Genomic DNA, 16,013 nt, shown 5'->3' with positions numbered 1-16,013 from the left:
GAAAAGTAGAGAGTGCAAGAAAAGCAGCTTTACCCCAGTCCAAAGAATCAGATAAGGAAGATGAAATATATGCCCAATATGCTAATAAATAGGCAGTCATAGACAAGATTAACCAACGATAAACCCCTAAAAGAGTGCCTTGTCCAAACTTGTCTAAACCAAAGCGATGTTTAGCAGTTTTGAACCAACCTCAAGAAAGCCAACGGCGTTTACCCCACCAAGAAATAGTGCTAGCTTTAATGGGTTTTGTAGAGATAACATATCTTTTGACAAACTGACCATTCTCGCGTTTAAAATAATACCAAGAAAGGGTAACAGGAAAATCTAATCCAACGAGTTGAACTTGTCTTCCTCGACGATGTAAAAGTTTAACAGGAGTGCCATTAATTAATTTACGATTACAACCAATACCAAGGACAGCATGATATTTAAGTTTACGAATACCGTTGATAAAATCTTTAGTGCCAAAGGCTGTATCAGCTAGAATTTTCACCTCGAATTTTTTGGTAAAATCTTTTGGTAAATTACGTACCATTCGTAGTGCCATCTGAGCAGGACTGGCTGTACCTTTACCTCTCCAGACGCGAAAATTCCAGGGTATACGCCATTTTCCAACTACCAAATATAAGATTACTATATGGAAACCTCGCCTACCATTGTAGACACTTATTAAGTTATTTAAACCTTTGAATTTACCACATTTTTCTAAAGTTGTGAGGTCAATAATCACTTGTAAAAATGCTTTTCGCCCTAATGGACAGTGACTATTAATTTGTTCAAGCGCCTGCTGGCGGAGATGATAAATGAGTTTACGAGTAGACCAATTACTAATATTCAAAAATCGACTTAATGCACTTTCGGATTTGGCTTTACTGTAATGTGGTAAAGGTTTATCCATCTGCGGCTAGAAATAATCCTAGCATTGCTTCCAAATTATCTCTTTGATAACGAGTAGGCATCAATGCTAGAATGGTGTACATTAGGTTATGGGCGTGGGCAAGAATGATTTCCATATTTCTTGCTGATTAATGTTTTCTACGCCCTTTTCTCTCATTTTTCATAAAAAAATACAAGTGTTTCTGTGCAGATGACATTATTTCTCTTTTCATATATGTCATTTGTAAATATACTGGGAGTAAATGTAGTTTATTATTTCAGTATATAAATTGTAGGTATGATTTTTAGATGTTTCTTTTGTTCTCTTATTTTCGGTTAATACTGAGGTTTTCGGTCAGGTGCAAGATGTGAGATGACGATAAGCAACAAACAAAAAATCCTCAATCTACTGATGATGATAAGCCACAAACAAAAATCTGCTTTCTGTGCTTATCTGATGCTGATGGTAAGTATGAAATTAGAGGCATTAGTGCTGAAGAATTCCCACCTACTAACATAATTGATGCTACTCCTGTGTCTTTAGCAACAACAATTTTCAAAGATGGTTTGAAAGGTGTACTTTATGCGGTCAGCACTGATGAAAATAAATATATCTTGACTGGAGTTCATCTCCAACTGGCACAGGAGAAGTTAAAGTTTATTGGTACTGATGGTCATCGAGTTGCTATTACTGAACTTTGCACTCACCGAATTGGCAGAAAACCTCGTCAACAAGTTTCATGTCAACAAGTTCAATCTCAACAAGTGCCATCTGAGGAAATTATGCAATTTACTCTGCCTGGTCGTGTAGTGAGAGAAATAGCCCGTAACTTAAATGATGATGTGAAATCTATTAATCTCCTGTATGATACTCAAAGTAATCGCTTGGGTTTTGCTTGGCAAGATGTCGTTCTTAGCTGTCAAGTTGTGGAAGGAATTTATCCTGATTGTGAGCAATTATTAACTAAATTCAGCTTTGAGAAAGAAGTAATTTTAGAAAAAGCACCGCTAGTTAAAGCACTGGAACGGTTATCTGTGTTAACAGATAAGAAAGAGAAAGGAATTTATTTACAGTTTGATGGCAGTTTACAGCAGTTACGATTATCTATTGAACGAGAATTTGGTAAGGGTGATCAGGTGATTGTTGCTAATTTACCGACAGAAATGATGTTGAATATTCAGTTTAATCTCAAGTATTTGATAGAAGCTGCTAAAGCTATTCCTAGTTCAAGTATCAAAATGCACTTGCAGCAATCAGATCATCCCGCTATGCTAGTTCCTGATGGAGATAGACCAAATCCAGAGGTGGAAATGTCCATGCGTCATTTCTTACTACCACTGTATACTCCACAGCAGTAAAGAAAATACAGTGTTGCTTCTTTTGTGGAAGTGAACTACCCCAACTCCAGCTTCGTTAGTTGGGGTTTATGATGTCAATCCCTTGAGGTATACGTTTGAAGCTCTTATTGGTGTTTTTGCCTAACTCTCAAAAATGTCCACAAATTGTGGACACGCACATCCATCCCCTTAACAGGGGCAAGAGCGACGAATTAAGATGAATAAATCCTATGTCTACAGTCGCTCTACATCAAAAATATCGCCCCCAAACTTTAGCCGAATTGGTTGGACAACCCTACATTAAAACTGCTCTCACTAATGCTATCAAACACCTGCAAATTGCCCCAGCTTATTTATTAACAGGTTCTAGAGGTACAGGTAAAACTTCGACTGCACGCATATTTGCTAAATCTCTGAATTGCCTCAACACTAAAAAACCAACTGATAAACCTTGTGGAATTTGTCAATCTTGTCGTTCAATTGAAACTAGCAATAGTTTAGATGTGAGTGAAATTGATGCTGCTTCTAACAATGGTGTAGATGATGCCCGTGCTTTAATTGAACGCTGTACTTTAGCACCAATAGCAGGACGTTATCGAATTTTTATTCTTGATGAATGCCACTGCTTAACCGGCAATGCCTTCAATGCTTTACTTAAATGTATTGAAGAACCACCACCTCATGTGGTTTTTATTCTCTGCACCACAGAACAGCACAAGGTTTTACCTACTATTGTCAGTCGTTGTCAGGTGTTTAATTTCCGCACTTTATCAATTCAAACAATTGTGCAGCATCTCCGTATTATAGCAGATGCGGAATCTATTTCTATTAATGAAGAGGCACTGATTGCGATCGCTCGACTGAGTGATGGTGGTTTACGGGATGCCCTGCAATTACTCGGTCAAGCCAGTCTTTTAGATGTAGATATCACTGCCCATCATGTCATGGAAATCGTTGGTGGTGTCACAGAAGCAGAGCTAATGGCTATTTTACAGGCTATCTCTACCAACAACACTTTTAACTTGCTGCAAGTTGCTAGAGAATTGGTAGACTCTGGGAAAACGCCCAAATTGATTATCTCAAATTTACTGCAAACATACCGAGATTTACTGATTATCAAGTCTGCACCGCAGGAACAAGCTTTACTAACTGGTTGTGTTAGTCATACTCAACTCAAAGCTTTTGCCAAACACTGGAATTTTGAGACACTGAATTTGTCTTTAGCCGAGTTACAAAAAGCGGAAAATTATCTGCGGTATACGGTAAATGCAGCAGTGTGGCTGGAGGTTTGTTTACTCAATTTGCTGCCCGGTTTATTGCCTGGGGGTGCAACGAAGACGGTAAATCTGAAACCTGGGCATGATGGCAAATTGTTACCAACTTTTGGCACGTACACCATCAACAAGGTAACTGATAAACCTGTGGATGATCCAGGTAAAGATAGCTTGTTACCAGCAGTTGCAACCAATACCGCTAATACTTCTAATACTGCTAATTTAGCGCAAATATGGCAGCAGGTGATGGATAAGGCGAAACCCAACCATCAAAAGCTGTTGGCTCATGCAAATCTGGTGAAATTGCAAGGGTCTAAGGCAATTTTAGAGGTGACACCAGCTTACCTGCAAAAGTTTGAGAATAGCAAGGAGGCGATCGCTAAAATGCTGCAACGAGCTACCCAAAGTCCAAAACCTTTGACTGTGTTGATTAAAACTGCCAATCTCAGTAATAATGGGAGGGTCAGAGGATGATTGTTTTGCTCACGGGTGATGACGAATACGCGATTCAGTCACAGCTAAACCAGTACAAGGCAGAGATTGATGCCCAATGGCTGACTCTATGCTATCACCGATTTCCGGCTGTTCAGCTTGATAAGGCTTTGAGTGTGGCTCGTACTCGTTCTCTGACTGGTGGTAAAAAACTGGTAATTGTGGAAAATTGCCACCTCAAGCAGTGGGGTGATCCTGAGTTGGAAACTTTGCAACAGTTGGTGCAAGTGCCTAAATCTACAATTTTGGTGTTTGTGGCTAATAATGTCGATAAGCGGCTGAAGGTCTACAAACATCTAGTCAAGTATGGGAAGTTGTTGGAGTTTTCGTTGATACCACCTTGGCGGTATGATTTGATTGAACAGGCGATAGTTTCGCTGGCTGCAAGACTCTACACGAATACCACAGATAATGCTGTTACACCTAAGAAAATTAAACTGGTGCTGTCGGAGGAGGCGGTGACATATTTAGCACAGGCTATTGGTAATGATATGACTCGTGCTGCTTCTGAGTTACGCAAACTGTCTATCTATGCTCAGGGTAGAAAGTTAGAGCTTGCGGAGGTACAGGAGTTAGTTCCATGTCAAACTCAGAATAGCCTACAATTGGCTGCGGCTATGCGTGAAGGAAAAAGCCATCAAGTTTTGCAGTTGTTGGATGATTTACTGTCTCGTTCTCAACCTTTAATGGTGATTGTCAGCACTCTTTTAACGCAGTTTAGAACTTGGTTATGGGTGAAGTCTGCGATGGTTTCTGGGGTGAAGAAGGATGGTGAATTAGCTCAAGTTTGTAATATCAATAATCCTCATCGCCTTTATTATTTGCGTCAGGAGGTAGCGAATACAAGTATCAATGCTTTGGCTAGGGCGGTGACTATGATTTTGGATTTGGAGATGTCTATTAAAAGGGGTGCTGATGGTAGGGATTTATTGGTGGTGATTCTTGGTGTTTGTAGGTTGTTTCAGGTCGTTTAATTAAGAGGAAATTGAGGGATAATTTTGGATTTTAGATTGGATGTTTGATGTCGGTCTAAAATCCAAAATTATTGATAAGTAGCTGTACATAATAAAAGCGAATTTATTGCGTTTTGTAAAATCGCTAAAGCACAAAAATGGTACAAATAGCAAAGCAATCTCTATAGGGTGAGATTGCTATTTTATGGATATTCAAGTTATCAATAATGATTATATTTATCTTTGCACACTGTTGCTGTAATTATTAAATACTGGTGGAGATTGCGGGACAATAATTATTGGATTGTAGATGAATGGTATAGGATTTGCAGGAGCAGGATTAGGTGAATATTGTGTAGGTGAATAAGCAGGGGGATAAGACTGTGTGGAGGGGTAGTTATTAGGCATTGTATTATTAGGAATTGGAGAGGACGGATAGGGATTGGAATAGTTAGGATTATTGGGATAGTTGTTTTCTGGAGGTTGCGAATATGAAGGTGTATTAGTGGGAGTTGGTTGTGGTGAAAATAGCTTGTCAATTAATTTAGTACCTAATTGTTCCAGTAGCGGACTCAATTCCAGGGCTGAGGCTTTTTGTACATTGATAGAAAATGTGGATAATGTGATAATAATGATAGCTGCAAGTTTAATTTTCATGGTTTTATTCCTGAATTTGATGATGAAAATTGTTTAAAATGAGTTCTATTAATTAGGAGAAGGTAAGGTGTTTGTACCCTCTCCTATGGAAAGCAAATCAATTAATTTCTATCTAGGATATCTCAGGTAGCAGTTAACGCGACCACCTTCTTCCCGATGAACAAAGAAAAACCAGCCAAAGGGGTTGATAATAGATTTTTGCCACCACTGTGCATTACTGGCACGATAAAATCCATCTTTACATTGATTATGAAAAAATGAGTTAGCAGACGTGCCATATTGTCTTTTAATTTGTTCAACCTGGGAGGGTTCAAAATGAGCGAAGTATGTTTGAAGATATGAAGACGAGTAATAATTCCTCCAAAAATTGGTGGCCATGTTTCTAATTTTCTCAAGAAGCCAAGCAAAATCAACATTGACATTAACACTAAGACTTTGAGCTTGGGCGCGGTTTTCAAGACCTGCAATTGGTATGGGACTATCAACAATTCCGGTAGTAATAGCTGTTGTGATTCCTGCTGTTCCGATAGTTAATGCGGCTAATGCTCCGGCTTTCATTTGATTTAATTTTGGATTTTTTGGACTCAACATGAGAGACTCCTTGATTTTGTTTAATTGTGAATAATTGAATTGCTGACTATTAATCAGATATTGAAAAAGGTTTGAGAAATAAGCTCGCTAAATCTGCTTTGCTTGTTTCTTGATAACCAAGCTATCAAAGATTTTTTGATTGGAAAAGTATTTATTAATATCAGTTTTTCAACTTTAATAACAGCAAATAACAAACAATAATAAATAACTAGAAATAACAGGAAATAACAATACATAAAAAGTAATAACAAAAAATAACAAAATCTAGAAATATGCTTTAATTGACGTAGGGGTTTAGCATTGTCAAAACCCTACCCATTAAGGATTACACAAAAATCTCAAGATAACAATTATAGGTTTTTAAAAGGTATTGACGGTGTAATCAATTTACCCTAGAATGCTTGTATAATAAATATTGAGAAAATCAAATGCTGCAAGATAAATTTTTAGAACAGATTAAACAACAGCTATATCCAAGAAGAAGAGAAACTTACCAGGAACTCTGTTTTCCTTTGCGTTGGCATCCCCAAAATGTCACACAATCTCAGGGATTTATTGAAGAAGAAATGAGAAAACAACTTAATGTGAATATTCAGGGTATTAGTCAGATTATTAGTAGGGTTGCTTATCAGATATGGGAAATATTTCAGGAAGAAATGATTGCTGATGGTTTTCAACTAGAAAAAACAAATCAACAGGGACAACCTAGAAATGAAGATCAATCTCCTTATCGTGTCACCTATAAATGGTTATGGGAGAAAAAATTTCCCCGTATGGCTTGGGATTTGGCTAAAGAAGTGGCTGAACCTGTAGAAGATGAAATCAAGATGATACCTTATGATGATGATAATAGTAAAGTTGACCGCATCATGGAAGATTATATCCCTAAAGAGGAAACGTTACAAAAGAAGACAAAGTATCGTTTAAAAATGAATTTAGACGCTACAGGTTATTTATTATTAATTAATGAAAGTGCTAATGGTAAAAAATACTTAATTTCTCCTTCTAAATGCTTTGCGGAGATTCCTTGTTATCCTCTCTCACAACCACTTTATTTACCACCTGACAATAAAAACAACCGCGCTCCTTTCGGTTTTAATACGGAAAAAGAGTTGTTTTTGGCAATTATAACCAAGCAAGAAATTAATTTATCATGGATAAATGAAAACTATACTAACAAGGATATCCCGTTGACTGAACAGCGTTTATTGGAGATTTTTCAAGAGGTAGGTAAATTATCTGATTTTCAGGTATTTCAGAGAATGTTTAGAGTGAATTGATTTGAAGTTGAAATAAATTTTGCATATTGTTTGTAAATCAGGTGACTATCATGAGTAACAGAATTATTCAACAAATTGAGTTATTATTTAAAAATGCCAATAATCTCTATCATCAAAAAAAATATCCTGAATTAATGCAGGTATTATCACAAATCCAGGCATTAATCAAAACACAGCCATTTTTTCATGCTGATACTGCGACTACTTTCAATAAGTTAGCCAGATTTTATGAATTAATGGGTAAATATCAACCTGCTTTATCTTTTTATCAGCAAGCATTAGCAATCATTAAAAATATTGTTGGTGAAAATAGTGAAGCTACTGCATCTTCCCTGGAGAAAATAGCAAATTCATATGAAAAAATGTTAAGATTTGAAGAAGCTTTACCTCTCTATCTACAGGCTTTAGAAATTCGCACAAATATCTTGGGTATCAATCATCCTGATACTGCAATGTTGTTAAATAATTTAGCAGGATTGTATTCATCAATGGGGAGGTATAAGGAAGCCTTACCTCTCTATCTACAGGCTGTACAAATTTTTACAAATACCTTGGGAATCAATCATCCTGATACTGCAAGTTCTTTAAGTAATTTAGCAGGATTGTATTCATCAATGGGGAGGCATGAGGAAGCTTTACCTCTCTTTCAACAGGCTTTAGAAATTAATACAAATATCTTGGGTATCAATCATCCTGATACTGCAAGGTCTTTAAATAATTTAGCAGAATTGTATAAATCAATGGGGAGGCATGAGGAAGCTTTACCTCTCTCGCAACAGGCTTTAGAAATTAATACAAATATCTTGGGTATCAATCATCCTAATACTGCAACTTTTTTAAATAATTTAGCAGAATTGTATAAATCAATGGGGAGGCATGAGGAAGCTTTACCTCTCTCGCAACAGGCTTTAGAAATTAATACAAATATCTTAGGAATCAATCATCCTGATACTGCAAGGTCTTTAAATAATTTAGCAGGATTGTATTCATCAATGGGGAGGAATGAGGAAGCTTTACCTCTCTTTCAACAGGCTTTAGAAATTAATACAAATATCTTAGGAATCAATCATCCTGATACTGCAAGGTCTTTAAATAATTTAGCAGGATTGTATGAATTAATGGGGAGGTATGACGAAGCTCTACCTCCCTTGCAACAGGCTTTAAAAATTAATACAAATATCTTGGGTATCAATCATCCTGATACTGCAACTTCTTTAAGTAATTTAGGAGCATTGTATTCATCAATGGCGAGGTATGAGAAAGCTTTATCTTTCCATCTACAGGCTTTAAAAATTCGTAAAAATATCTTGGGTATTAATCATCCTGATACTGCAAGTTCTTTAAATAGTTTAGGAGTATTGTATGAATCAATGAGGAGCTATAAAGAAGCTTTACCTCTCGTTCAAAAGGCTTTAGAAATTCGCATAAATATCTTGGGTATCAATCATCCTGATACTGTAACTTCTTTAAATAGTTTAGGAAAATTGTATGAATCAATGAGGAGGTATAAAGAAGCTTCACCTCTCTTTCAAAAGGCTTTAGAAATTCATAAGAATATCTTGGGTATCAATCATCCTAATACTGCAATTTCTTTACATAATTTAGGATTTTTGTATAAATCAATGGGGAGGTATAAAGAAGCTTTACCTCTCGTTCAACAGGCTTTAGAAATTCATAAGAATATCTTGGGTATCAATCATCCTGATACTGCAAGTTCTTTACATAATTTAGCAGGATTGTATGATTCAATGGGGAGGTATAAAGAAGCTTTACCTCTCGTTCAACAGGCTTTAGAAATTCATAAGAATATCTTGGGTATCAATCATCCTGATACTGCAAGTTCTTTACATAATTTAGCATTATTGTATTCATCAATGGGGAGGCATGAGGAAGCTTTACCTCTCGTTCAACAGGCTTTAGAAATTCATAAGAATATCTTGGGTATCAATCATCCTAATACTGCAATTTCTTTAAATAATTTAGCAGGATTGTATGGTTCAATGGGGAGGCATGAGGAAGCTTTACCTCTTTATCTACAGGCTTTAGAAATTAATACAAATATCTTGGGTACTAATAATCCTGATACTGCAAATTCTTTACATAATTTAGGATTTTTGTATAAATCAATGGGGAGGTATAAGGAAGCCTTACCTCTCTGTCTACAGGCTTTAGAAATTTGCACAAATATCTTGGGTATCAATCATCCTAATACTGCAATTTCTTTAAATAACTTAGCATTATTGTATTCATCAATGGGGAGGCATGAGGAAGCTTACGCTTTAATGTTACAATCTTCTGATATTGAATTAAAATTGCTGGCTCAAATTTTTAAAATTAGTAGTGAACGACAACGTTTAACTTATTGTCAGCAAAATTATTATAAATTTGAGATTTTTATTTCTCTCGTTTTTCAATCTCTTTCCCATTCCTCAGAAGCAATACAATCAGCCTTTGAATTAATTCAAAAACGTAAACTAATAGTTACAGAAACTTCAATGTTACAAAAAAAATATCTGTTATCAGGACGTTATCCCCATCTAGAAAAACTTTTTCAAGAATACCAAGCCAAAATCCAACAAATCATTACCTTAACTTTCCAACCTTTCACAGAAGCACAACAAAAATATCGTCATCAACTAATTCAAGAACAACAAGAAATGGAACAGGAACTCAGTCGCCAAATTCCTGAATTAAACATTGAACAAAAGTTACTAGAAATAGATCGCCGTGCGGTTGCTTCAAAATTACCTGAAGGTTCAACACTATTAGAATTTGTGCGGTTTAATGTTTGTGATTTTAAAGCGATTCGCGCTAATGGTGATAGTCAATGGAAACCTGCGCGTTATCTAGCGTTTATCTTACCCGCAGGACAACCAGATGATGTGCAAATGATTGATTTAGGAGAAGCAGAAAATATTGATCGTCTGATTAAAGTATTTCGAGAAAGAATTAGACCAAAACCATCAGACGGTGTTTCTAGACTTGATGAAGAGATACTGAATACAGACAACCTAGATGAAGTATTCGAGAATCTACCACAATTAAAACAATTGCTATTTGATCCTATTCAAAAATGCTTATCGGAACATACTCAAAAATTAATTATCGCTCCTGACAGCGAATTAAACTTACTTCCCTTTGAACTTTTACCCGGCAATAATCATCAATATTTAATGGATGATTATACCATTAGTTATCTGAACGTGGGACGGGATCTCATTCGCTTAAAATTCCCCAGTACCACCCAATCTACCCAACCTCTAATTATTGCTAATCCTGACTATAACCTCACGGATGAAACCGCTGTCACTTCCCAAGATACACCTACACAAACCCAGCGTAGCATTGACACTGTTTATTCTGATCTCCATAAATCCCAACCAAGAGGTAAGTTTGCACCCATACCCGGAACAGGTTTAGAAAGTGTACAGGTATCCCAATATTTAAAGGTAACTCCCCAAACCGAGAACAACGCCTTAAAATCCCTAGTCAAATTGCAAACTTCCCCCCGCATTTTGCATATTGCCACACATGGCTATTTTCTGACTGTTGAAAAGCTGGAAGAAAAATCTAACAACAGCAAAATACAACTAGGAAACTTGACTATTTCTACCCTTGACAATTTCCACCAAGCCGGAATGCAAAACCTCCAAAATCCTCTTGCCAGGTCAGGATTAGCCTTTGCCGGGGCAAATACGGCGTTAAATGGGGGCAGACTCCCAGCCGCAGCAGAAGATGGCATTCTGACCGCCCAAGATGTAGCCACATTTTTAGATTTAAGCGCGACCGAATTAGTAGTATTATCCGCCTGTGAATCAGGTTTAGGAGAAGTCAAATTAGGGGAATCTGTACACGGTTTAAGACACGCATTTCTCCAAACTGGGGCAAAAAGTTTAATTGTTAGTTTATGGGCTGTGAATGATATTTCTACCGCCATTTTAATGGGACAGTTTTATCATTATTATTTAGAGGATAAACAACCAGTAGGAAAAGCATTAGAACTAGCGAAAAGATATGTCTGTAATTTAACTGTGGGGGAAATGCGAGATACTTGGTTAACTGATGAAAAGATTGAATATGTGGGGCGATATAGTGAAGGAATGGAGGATAAATTAAGGATATTAAGGAATAATTCTGATGATTATCAACCTTATAGACATCCGAAATATTGGGGGGCGTTTATTTATCTGGGATTAACGGATTAAAGGAATGTGATTAAAAAATACCATAATGTATAACTAGAACTTGTTGAGGCACTTAATTGACTTCTATCAACTTAATATCTTCCCCCAATGGGGGATTTATGAGGGCAAAGTTCAAAAAACACCACCATGAACACGCCCAATTACAGCTTATTACTGCAAAGCCTTTGGATACCACCTACCACACCCATTCCCGAAAATTCCTCCTCAAATCACCATTCCCCAGAACCAACAGAAATCACCGAATTTCTAGGAGAAGAATTACTCTGGCAACAAACAATTCCCGCCACCGAACCCAACCTTAAAACCATCCTCAAAGACCTACCAAAACAACTAATCAAAGCCCTCCAATCATTAGGAATCACCCAACTATACTCCCATCAAATCAAAGCCTTACAAGCAATTAGAACAGGTAAAAGTTTCATCCTCACCTCCCCTACAGCCAGTGGTAAAACCCTCATCACATACCCCGGCATTATCGAAGGTTGCATCAATCAAGAACACCGAGCCTTAGCATTTTATGGACTGCGAGCTTTAGCACTTGACCAATTCCATAAAATCTCACAATTACTTTCTACCATACCCCCAAAATATCGCCCAGTCTTAGCAATGATCACAGGAGATGTTAAATCAGATGAACGAGAACAAATCCTTGCCAGTGAACCCCATATATTAGGTGTAACTCCCGAATTAATTCACTTCCAACTCAAACAAGTTTGGAAATCACCAAATTGGGCAAACTTTTATCAACAATTACGCTACATCTTAATTGATGAAGCACACACCCTTTCAGGTAGCTATGGCGCAAATATGGCTTGGTTAATTCGCCGCATCAAACTAGCAGTAGATCATTACGGTGGTGACTCCCAAAAACTGCAATTTATCTTCCTAAGTGCTACTTGTGGAAATCCTAAACAATTAGCTTTAAAAATCTCCGGTTTAAAACCCACTAAACTCAACCCCAAACCCTTAATTTGGATTCGTAAAAGTGGCGCAGCTTCACCACCAAGACAAGTAATTGTCACGCAACCAAGTTACAATTTAACTGCTGATACTGCCCGAATAATTCAATTTTTACTGAATCAAAATAAATCAGGAATCGCCTTTTGTAACTCCCGGCGCAGTGTGCGAGAAGTCACAGAACTGTTAAAATCAAATCAAGTCACCGCATTTTACAGTGGCATTACTGCCGAGCGTCGAGCCGAAGTAGTTAATCAACTTCAATCTGGTATAATCAAGTGGATAATTGCCACAGAAGCCTTAGAAGCAGGAATAGATTTACCAGAATTAGAATGTTGTGTATTGCGTGGCTGGCCTGGTTCTAAAATGGCGTATCAGCAACGCAGTGGTCGAGCCGGACGTTCTCAACCAGGACTCACAGTGCTGCTTCCCAATGCTTTCAATCCCATAGACTGTTATGTGGCAGAACATCCAGAAATGCTGGTATCTGGAGAATCTGAAGAAGTGTTTTTTAATGATGAATATCCCATCTTTGCAGCCAAACATTTGATGTGTGCAGCCGCAGAAACAGGCATTCCCACTAACAAAATTAAACACTATTTTGGTGCAGCCGCTTTTGATGTTGCCAAACTGTTATTAGCCCAAGGACATTTACACAAAGGTCGTAATGGTTTATGGGCTAAAGGTTATCCCCATAAAGATGTGAATTTTCGGGGTGGTTTATCGCAAACAACTATCAAATTAGTAGATGCCATTTCAGGGGAAGAATTAAGAGGAAATATCTGAAGATATCGCTTATCGAGAAGTGCATCCCCAAGCCATTTATAAACGACAAAATGCTAAGGGACAAATGCTGACTTATCAATGTATTTCCTTAGACCTCAACAGTAAACGGGGTCACCGTGGTCGGGTAGCAGGACTATATCGCTATAATCCCGCCCCCTCAGAACCGGACTTGCGCCTTACAACGCATCCGGCTCAAGCAAGTCACAAACTACTTATTGTTCCAGAATGTATTTGCTGATGACAGTACAGATGTACGAGTTGTAGGTTGCCGTAATTGTCACCACCACCCTGCGATTTTGGCTTTTTATGATGAAGATGTAATTCCTCATCATTTAATAGAGATTCCCCGCATACAGGACAGACATATTGTTGCCTTTGGGCTATCTTCTGCCTACTTTTGATTAATTCGGATTTAGTTTTAGCTGCCTGCCGTTTAATCCAGTAGTCTCTTAATTTGGGGTCATCGGGTGATGATTTGCCTTTAACAAGAATGTGCCTTTCAATCTTGAACCAGGAAAATTTCAACAGATAGGCTCCGGTTTGTTTATTACCGAAAACCCATCGGTCAAATGGTCTATCAAGATTTAAATTCCCCCAGTATTTCGCCTTACGCCAGCTATCAGATTTATTTCGATGAGTGCGTTTGGCGTACATTTTCTGCTTCTCATATAACCAGTGGTCAAGAGAATTGAAAATTTTTGAGGAAACCGCAGTTCGGAAGTAATTCGCTTGTCCTCGAATAATGGGATTGAGCTTTTTTATCACTGCATCTATTGACTTACCTTTACAGTTTAGCCATTCGGAACGCAGTTTACTCCGAATATTTAGCACAGACTTTTTACTAGGTTTGATTAACAGCTTCCATCCAGTTTTAGTAGTTTGGTCTTTGTAGTGCCTGATATTGAAACCTAAGAAATCAAACCCTGCTGTGAGATGCGATATTTTGGTTTTCTCCTGAGAGAGGGTAAGCCCCCTGACTTGCATCCAATTATTAAGAATTTGAACAACATTTACTGCATCTTCTTCTGTTTCACAGAACACCACAAAATCATCGGCGTATCTCACCAAAGCTCTTGCTGCACGGAGTTCTCCGTCTTTGTTATATTTAACTCCCAGAGCAGATTCCATACCGTGCAGAGCTATATTTGCTAACAACGGACTGACAACAGAACCTTGCGGTGTACCAGCATCTGTTGGATGCCAATAACCCGTTTCCATATATCCTGCTAGTAGCCATTGTTTAATTAATTCACGGGCTGGAAAACCTGTGATAAGCTCTAACAGAAAATTATGATAAATGTTGTCAAAACACCCTTGAATATCTGCATCTACCACCCATTTCTTCCGTTTATTTGGACGAGCGAGGTTATAGATACTTTGAATAGCATCATGGGGGCTGCGTCCTGGTCGGAAACCGTAACTTGACATGAGCAAAAATTGCTTCCCATTCGGGTTCTAAGGCATTTTTAACCATTGCCTGGATGGTACGGTCTTGTATTACTGGGATTCCTAAAGGACGTTTCTTCCCATTAGCTTTTGGGATGTAAATTCGTCGTGCTGGTGATGATTTCAGGAGAATAATCAGTTAATTTATCTACTAACTGACCCCTGGCTGTAGCAGTTTTGACTACTACTTTATCTATTCCTGGTGTGTTTCGACCTCTGTTATACTGCGTTACTTTTCTAACGCTGACTAGGCGATTAGAATAGCTACGCAACATCAGTTTCTGGAGAGAGCGTACCTTTTTCAGGTTGCCCTCAGTTTTTGCCCTAAAGATTCGCTGTCTCAAATTCCGCACAATTCGATTGGCTTTGCGCCAGTTGACACAATTCCAATCGGTCTGTCCCTTGGTTCGGTTTACAGTTGCCTGCATCTAACTTATACCTCGGTTTGAAATCATTACAACGGATATTGGTTGACTCACCTGCTTCCCGTCAGCACCTTTTCAAGTTAGGCATCTGCCCTATTCACCGGGTTATGGATTCCCCTTGCCTTTCGGCTGGTGACTTTCGCTTCTGGAAGCATCCTTGACCCACTGAAGAATTCGGCTCCCCTTACGGGTTGCTTACTGGGAAAATCCCAGACTTCATTGGGGTTACTACGTTACGCACGGATGAGATTTAATTGGGTAGGGTGTCCTCTCTACACCGGAGTATTTGGTGTCCCAGTTCAGCCAAATTGGAGGGGCTGAACCTTGACTGAATAATTTTGGGGTATTCAGTGCCTTTTACTCGTATCACCGTATCAGCCTTTTCGATGACCTTTTCTAACGATGCCTAAACAAGGATTCATTTACATTCACCCATCCAATCTTTCCTTTGCCCGGTTACATTTTTAGGCTAAATGCTTCCTTGGGCTTTACTTTCCGCTTCACACATCACCGTTACCAGTGGTGCATGGGAATGTTAGGAACAGTCTTGGACACCAGACTGGAGGAATCGGTTCCTCACTCATCTTTTGGAAGCTTTGCATATAGGGGCTTCCAACCCATCGTGCGCCATCGTGTCGCACCCAAAACGGGAAAATTGTACGCTAAGGCTGAAACCATTATCCATTAAGGATTTTAGTCACTAAAATTCCTATACATCCGCTTATTAGCTACT

At 38.1% G+C, this 16,013-nt stretch carries 12 protein-coding genes; 6 read left to right on the top strand and 6 right to left on the bottom strand.

Annotated features, from left to right (window positions below):
• Nucleotides 1–190: 190 nt before the first annotated feature.
• Entirely contained in the window at nt 191–898 is a 708-nt protein-coding gene (locus ACOWPH_RS00060; protein ID WP_422665654.1) for a transposase, read from the bottom strand.
• Entirely contained in the window at nt 891–1,013 is a 123-nt protein-coding gene (locus ACOWPH_RS00055; RefSeq protein ID WP_422665653.1) for a hypothetical protein, read from the bottom strand. Before ACOWPH_RS00055 ends, ACOWPH_RS00060 begins: the two co-directional genes overlap by 8 nt.
• A 298-nt stretch (nt 1,014–1,311) precedes the next feature.
• Between ACOWPH_RS00055 and dnaN the strand changes: the two genes are divergently transcribed.
• From dnaN to holA, 3 genes are all read left to right on the top strand, one after another.
• Nucleotides 1,312–2,235, top strand: coding sequence for a DNA polymerase III subunit beta (dnaN, locus tag ACOWPH_RS00050; protein WP_342342686.1), 924 nt, complete (start codon nt 1,312–1,314; stop codon nt 2,233–2,235).
• 209 nt (nt 2,236–2,444) lie between these two features.
• A complete protein-coding gene (gene dnaX, locus ACOWPH_RS00045; RefSeq protein ID WP_015213412.1) occupies nt 2,445–3,962 on the top strand; it encodes a DNA polymerase III subunit gamma/tau in 1,518 nt (505 codons plus the stop codon).
• Nucleotides 3,959–4,954, top strand: coding sequence for a DNA polymerase III subunit delta (gene holA, locus ACOWPH_RS00040; RefSeq protein ID WP_015213411.1), 996 nt, complete (start codon nt 3,959–3,961; stop codon nt 4,952–4,954). Before dnaX ends, holA begins: the two co-directional genes overlap by 4 nt.
• A gap of 216 nt (nt 4,955–5,170) precedes the next feature.
• Here holA and ACOWPH_RS00035 read toward each other — a convergent pair whose 3' ends face one another.
• A complete protein-coding gene (locus tag ACOWPH_RS00035) occupies nt 5,171–5,590 on the bottom strand; it encodes a hypothetical protein (RefSeq protein ID WP_015213410.1) in 420 nt (139 codons plus the stop codon).
• A gap of 108 nt (nt 5,591–5,698) precedes the next feature.
• Nucleotides 5,699–6,181, bottom strand: a complete 483-nt coding sequence (locus tag ACOWPH_RS00030; protein WP_015213409.1) for a hypothetical protein — start codon at nt 6,179–6,181, stop codon at nt 5,699–5,701.
• Between the two features lie 428 nt (nt 6,182–6,609).
• Between ACOWPH_RS00030 and ACOWPH_RS00025 the strand changes: the two genes are divergently transcribed.
• From ACOWPH_RS00025 to ACOWPH_RS00015, 3 genes are all read left to right on the top strand, one after another.
• On the top strand, nt 6,610–7,461 hold the full coding sequence (locus ACOWPH_RS00025) for a hypothetical protein (protein WP_015213408.1): 852 nt from the start codon (nt 6,610–6,612) through the stop codon (nt 7,459–7,461).
• Nucleotides 7,462–7,511: 50 nt separating this feature from the next.
• Nucleotides 7,512–11,666: a CHAT domain-containing protein gene (locus ACOWPH_RS00020; protein ID WP_096713180.1), complete on the top strand. Its 4,155-nt coding sequence runs from the start codon at nt 7,512–7,514 to the stop codon at nt 11,664–11,666.
• A gap of 126 nt (nt 11,667–11,792) precedes the next feature.
• Entirely contained in the window at nt 11,793–13,409 is a 1,617-nt protein-coding gene (locus ACOWPH_RS00015; protein ID WP_422665652.1) for a DEAD/DEAH box helicase, read from the top strand.
• A gap of 201 nt (nt 13,410–13,610) precedes the next feature.
• Here ACOWPH_RS00015 and ACOWPH_RS00010 read toward each other — a convergent pair whose 3' ends face one another.
• Entirely contained in the window at nt 13,611–14,837 is a 1,227-nt protein-coding gene (locus ACOWPH_RS00010) for a group II intron reverse transcriptase (RefSeq protein WP_244887734.1), read from the bottom strand.
• A 101-nt stretch (nt 14,838–14,938) separates the two neighbouring features.
• Nucleotides 14,939–15,283 (bottom strand): reverse transcriptase N-terminal domain-containing protein, encoded by a 345-nt coding sequence (locus tag ACOWPH_RS00005; RefSeq protein WP_422665651.1) that lies wholly within the window; start codon nt 15,281–15,283, stop codon nt 14,939–14,941.
• Nucleotides 15,284–16,013 lie beyond the last annotated feature (730 nt).

The sequence above is a fragment of the Anabaena sp. PCC 7938 genome (assembly GCF_049315035.1).
Lineage (GTDB): Bacteria > Cyanobacteriota > Cyanobacteriia > Cyanobacteriales > Nostocaceae > Anabaena > Anabaena cylindrica.
The sequence above is the reverse complement of the archived record's forward strand: the minus strand, read 5'-3'. Positions and strand labels throughout refer to the sequence as shown.

Excerpts from the sequence above, each read along its gene's own strand:
- ACOWPH_RS00005 (WP_422665651.1), bottom strand. The coding sequence starts at position 15,283 with ATGCAGGCAACTGTAAACCGAACCAAGGGACAGACCGATTGGAATTGT.
- ACOWPH_RS00020 (WP_096713180.1), top strand. The coding sequence starts at position 7,512 with ATGAGTAACAGAATTATTCAACAAATTGAGTTATTATTTAAAAATGCC.
- ACOWPH_RS00010 (WP_244887734.1), bottom strand. The coding sequence starts at position 14,837 with ATGTCAAGTTACGGTTTCCGACCAGGACGCAGCCCCCATGATGCTATT.
- ACOWPH_RS00030 (WP_015213409.1), bottom strand. The coding sequence starts at position 6,181 with ATGTTGAGTCCAAAAAATCCAAAATTAAATCAAATGAAAGCCGGAGCA.
- holA (WP_015213411.1), top strand. The coding sequence starts at position 3,959 with ATGATTGTTTTGCTCACGGGTGATGACGAATACGCGATTCAGTCACAG.
- ACOWPH_RS00035 (WP_015213410.1), bottom strand. The coding sequence starts at position 5,590 with ATGAAAATTAAACTTGCAGCTATCATTATTATCACATTATCCACATTT.
- ACOWPH_RS00055 (WP_422665653.1), bottom strand. The coding sequence starts at position 1,013 with ATGGAAATCATTCTTGCCCACGCCCATAACCTAATGTACACCATTCTA.
- ACOWPH_RS00025 (WP_015213408.1), top strand. The coding sequence starts at position 6,610 with ATGCTGCAAGATAAATTTTTAGAACAGATTAAACAACAGCTATATCCA.
- ACOWPH_RS00015 (WP_422665652.1), top strand. The coding sequence starts at position 11,793 with ATGAACACGCCCAATTACAGCTTATTACTGCAAAGCCTTTGGATACCA.
- dnaX (WP_015213412.1), top strand. The coding sequence starts at position 2,445 with ATGTCTACAGTCGCTCTACATCAAAAATATCGCCCCCAAACTTTAGCC.
- ACOWPH_RS00060 (WP_422665654.1), bottom strand. The coding sequence starts at position 898 with ATGGATAAACCTTTACCACATTACAGTAAAGCCAAATCCGAAAGTGCA.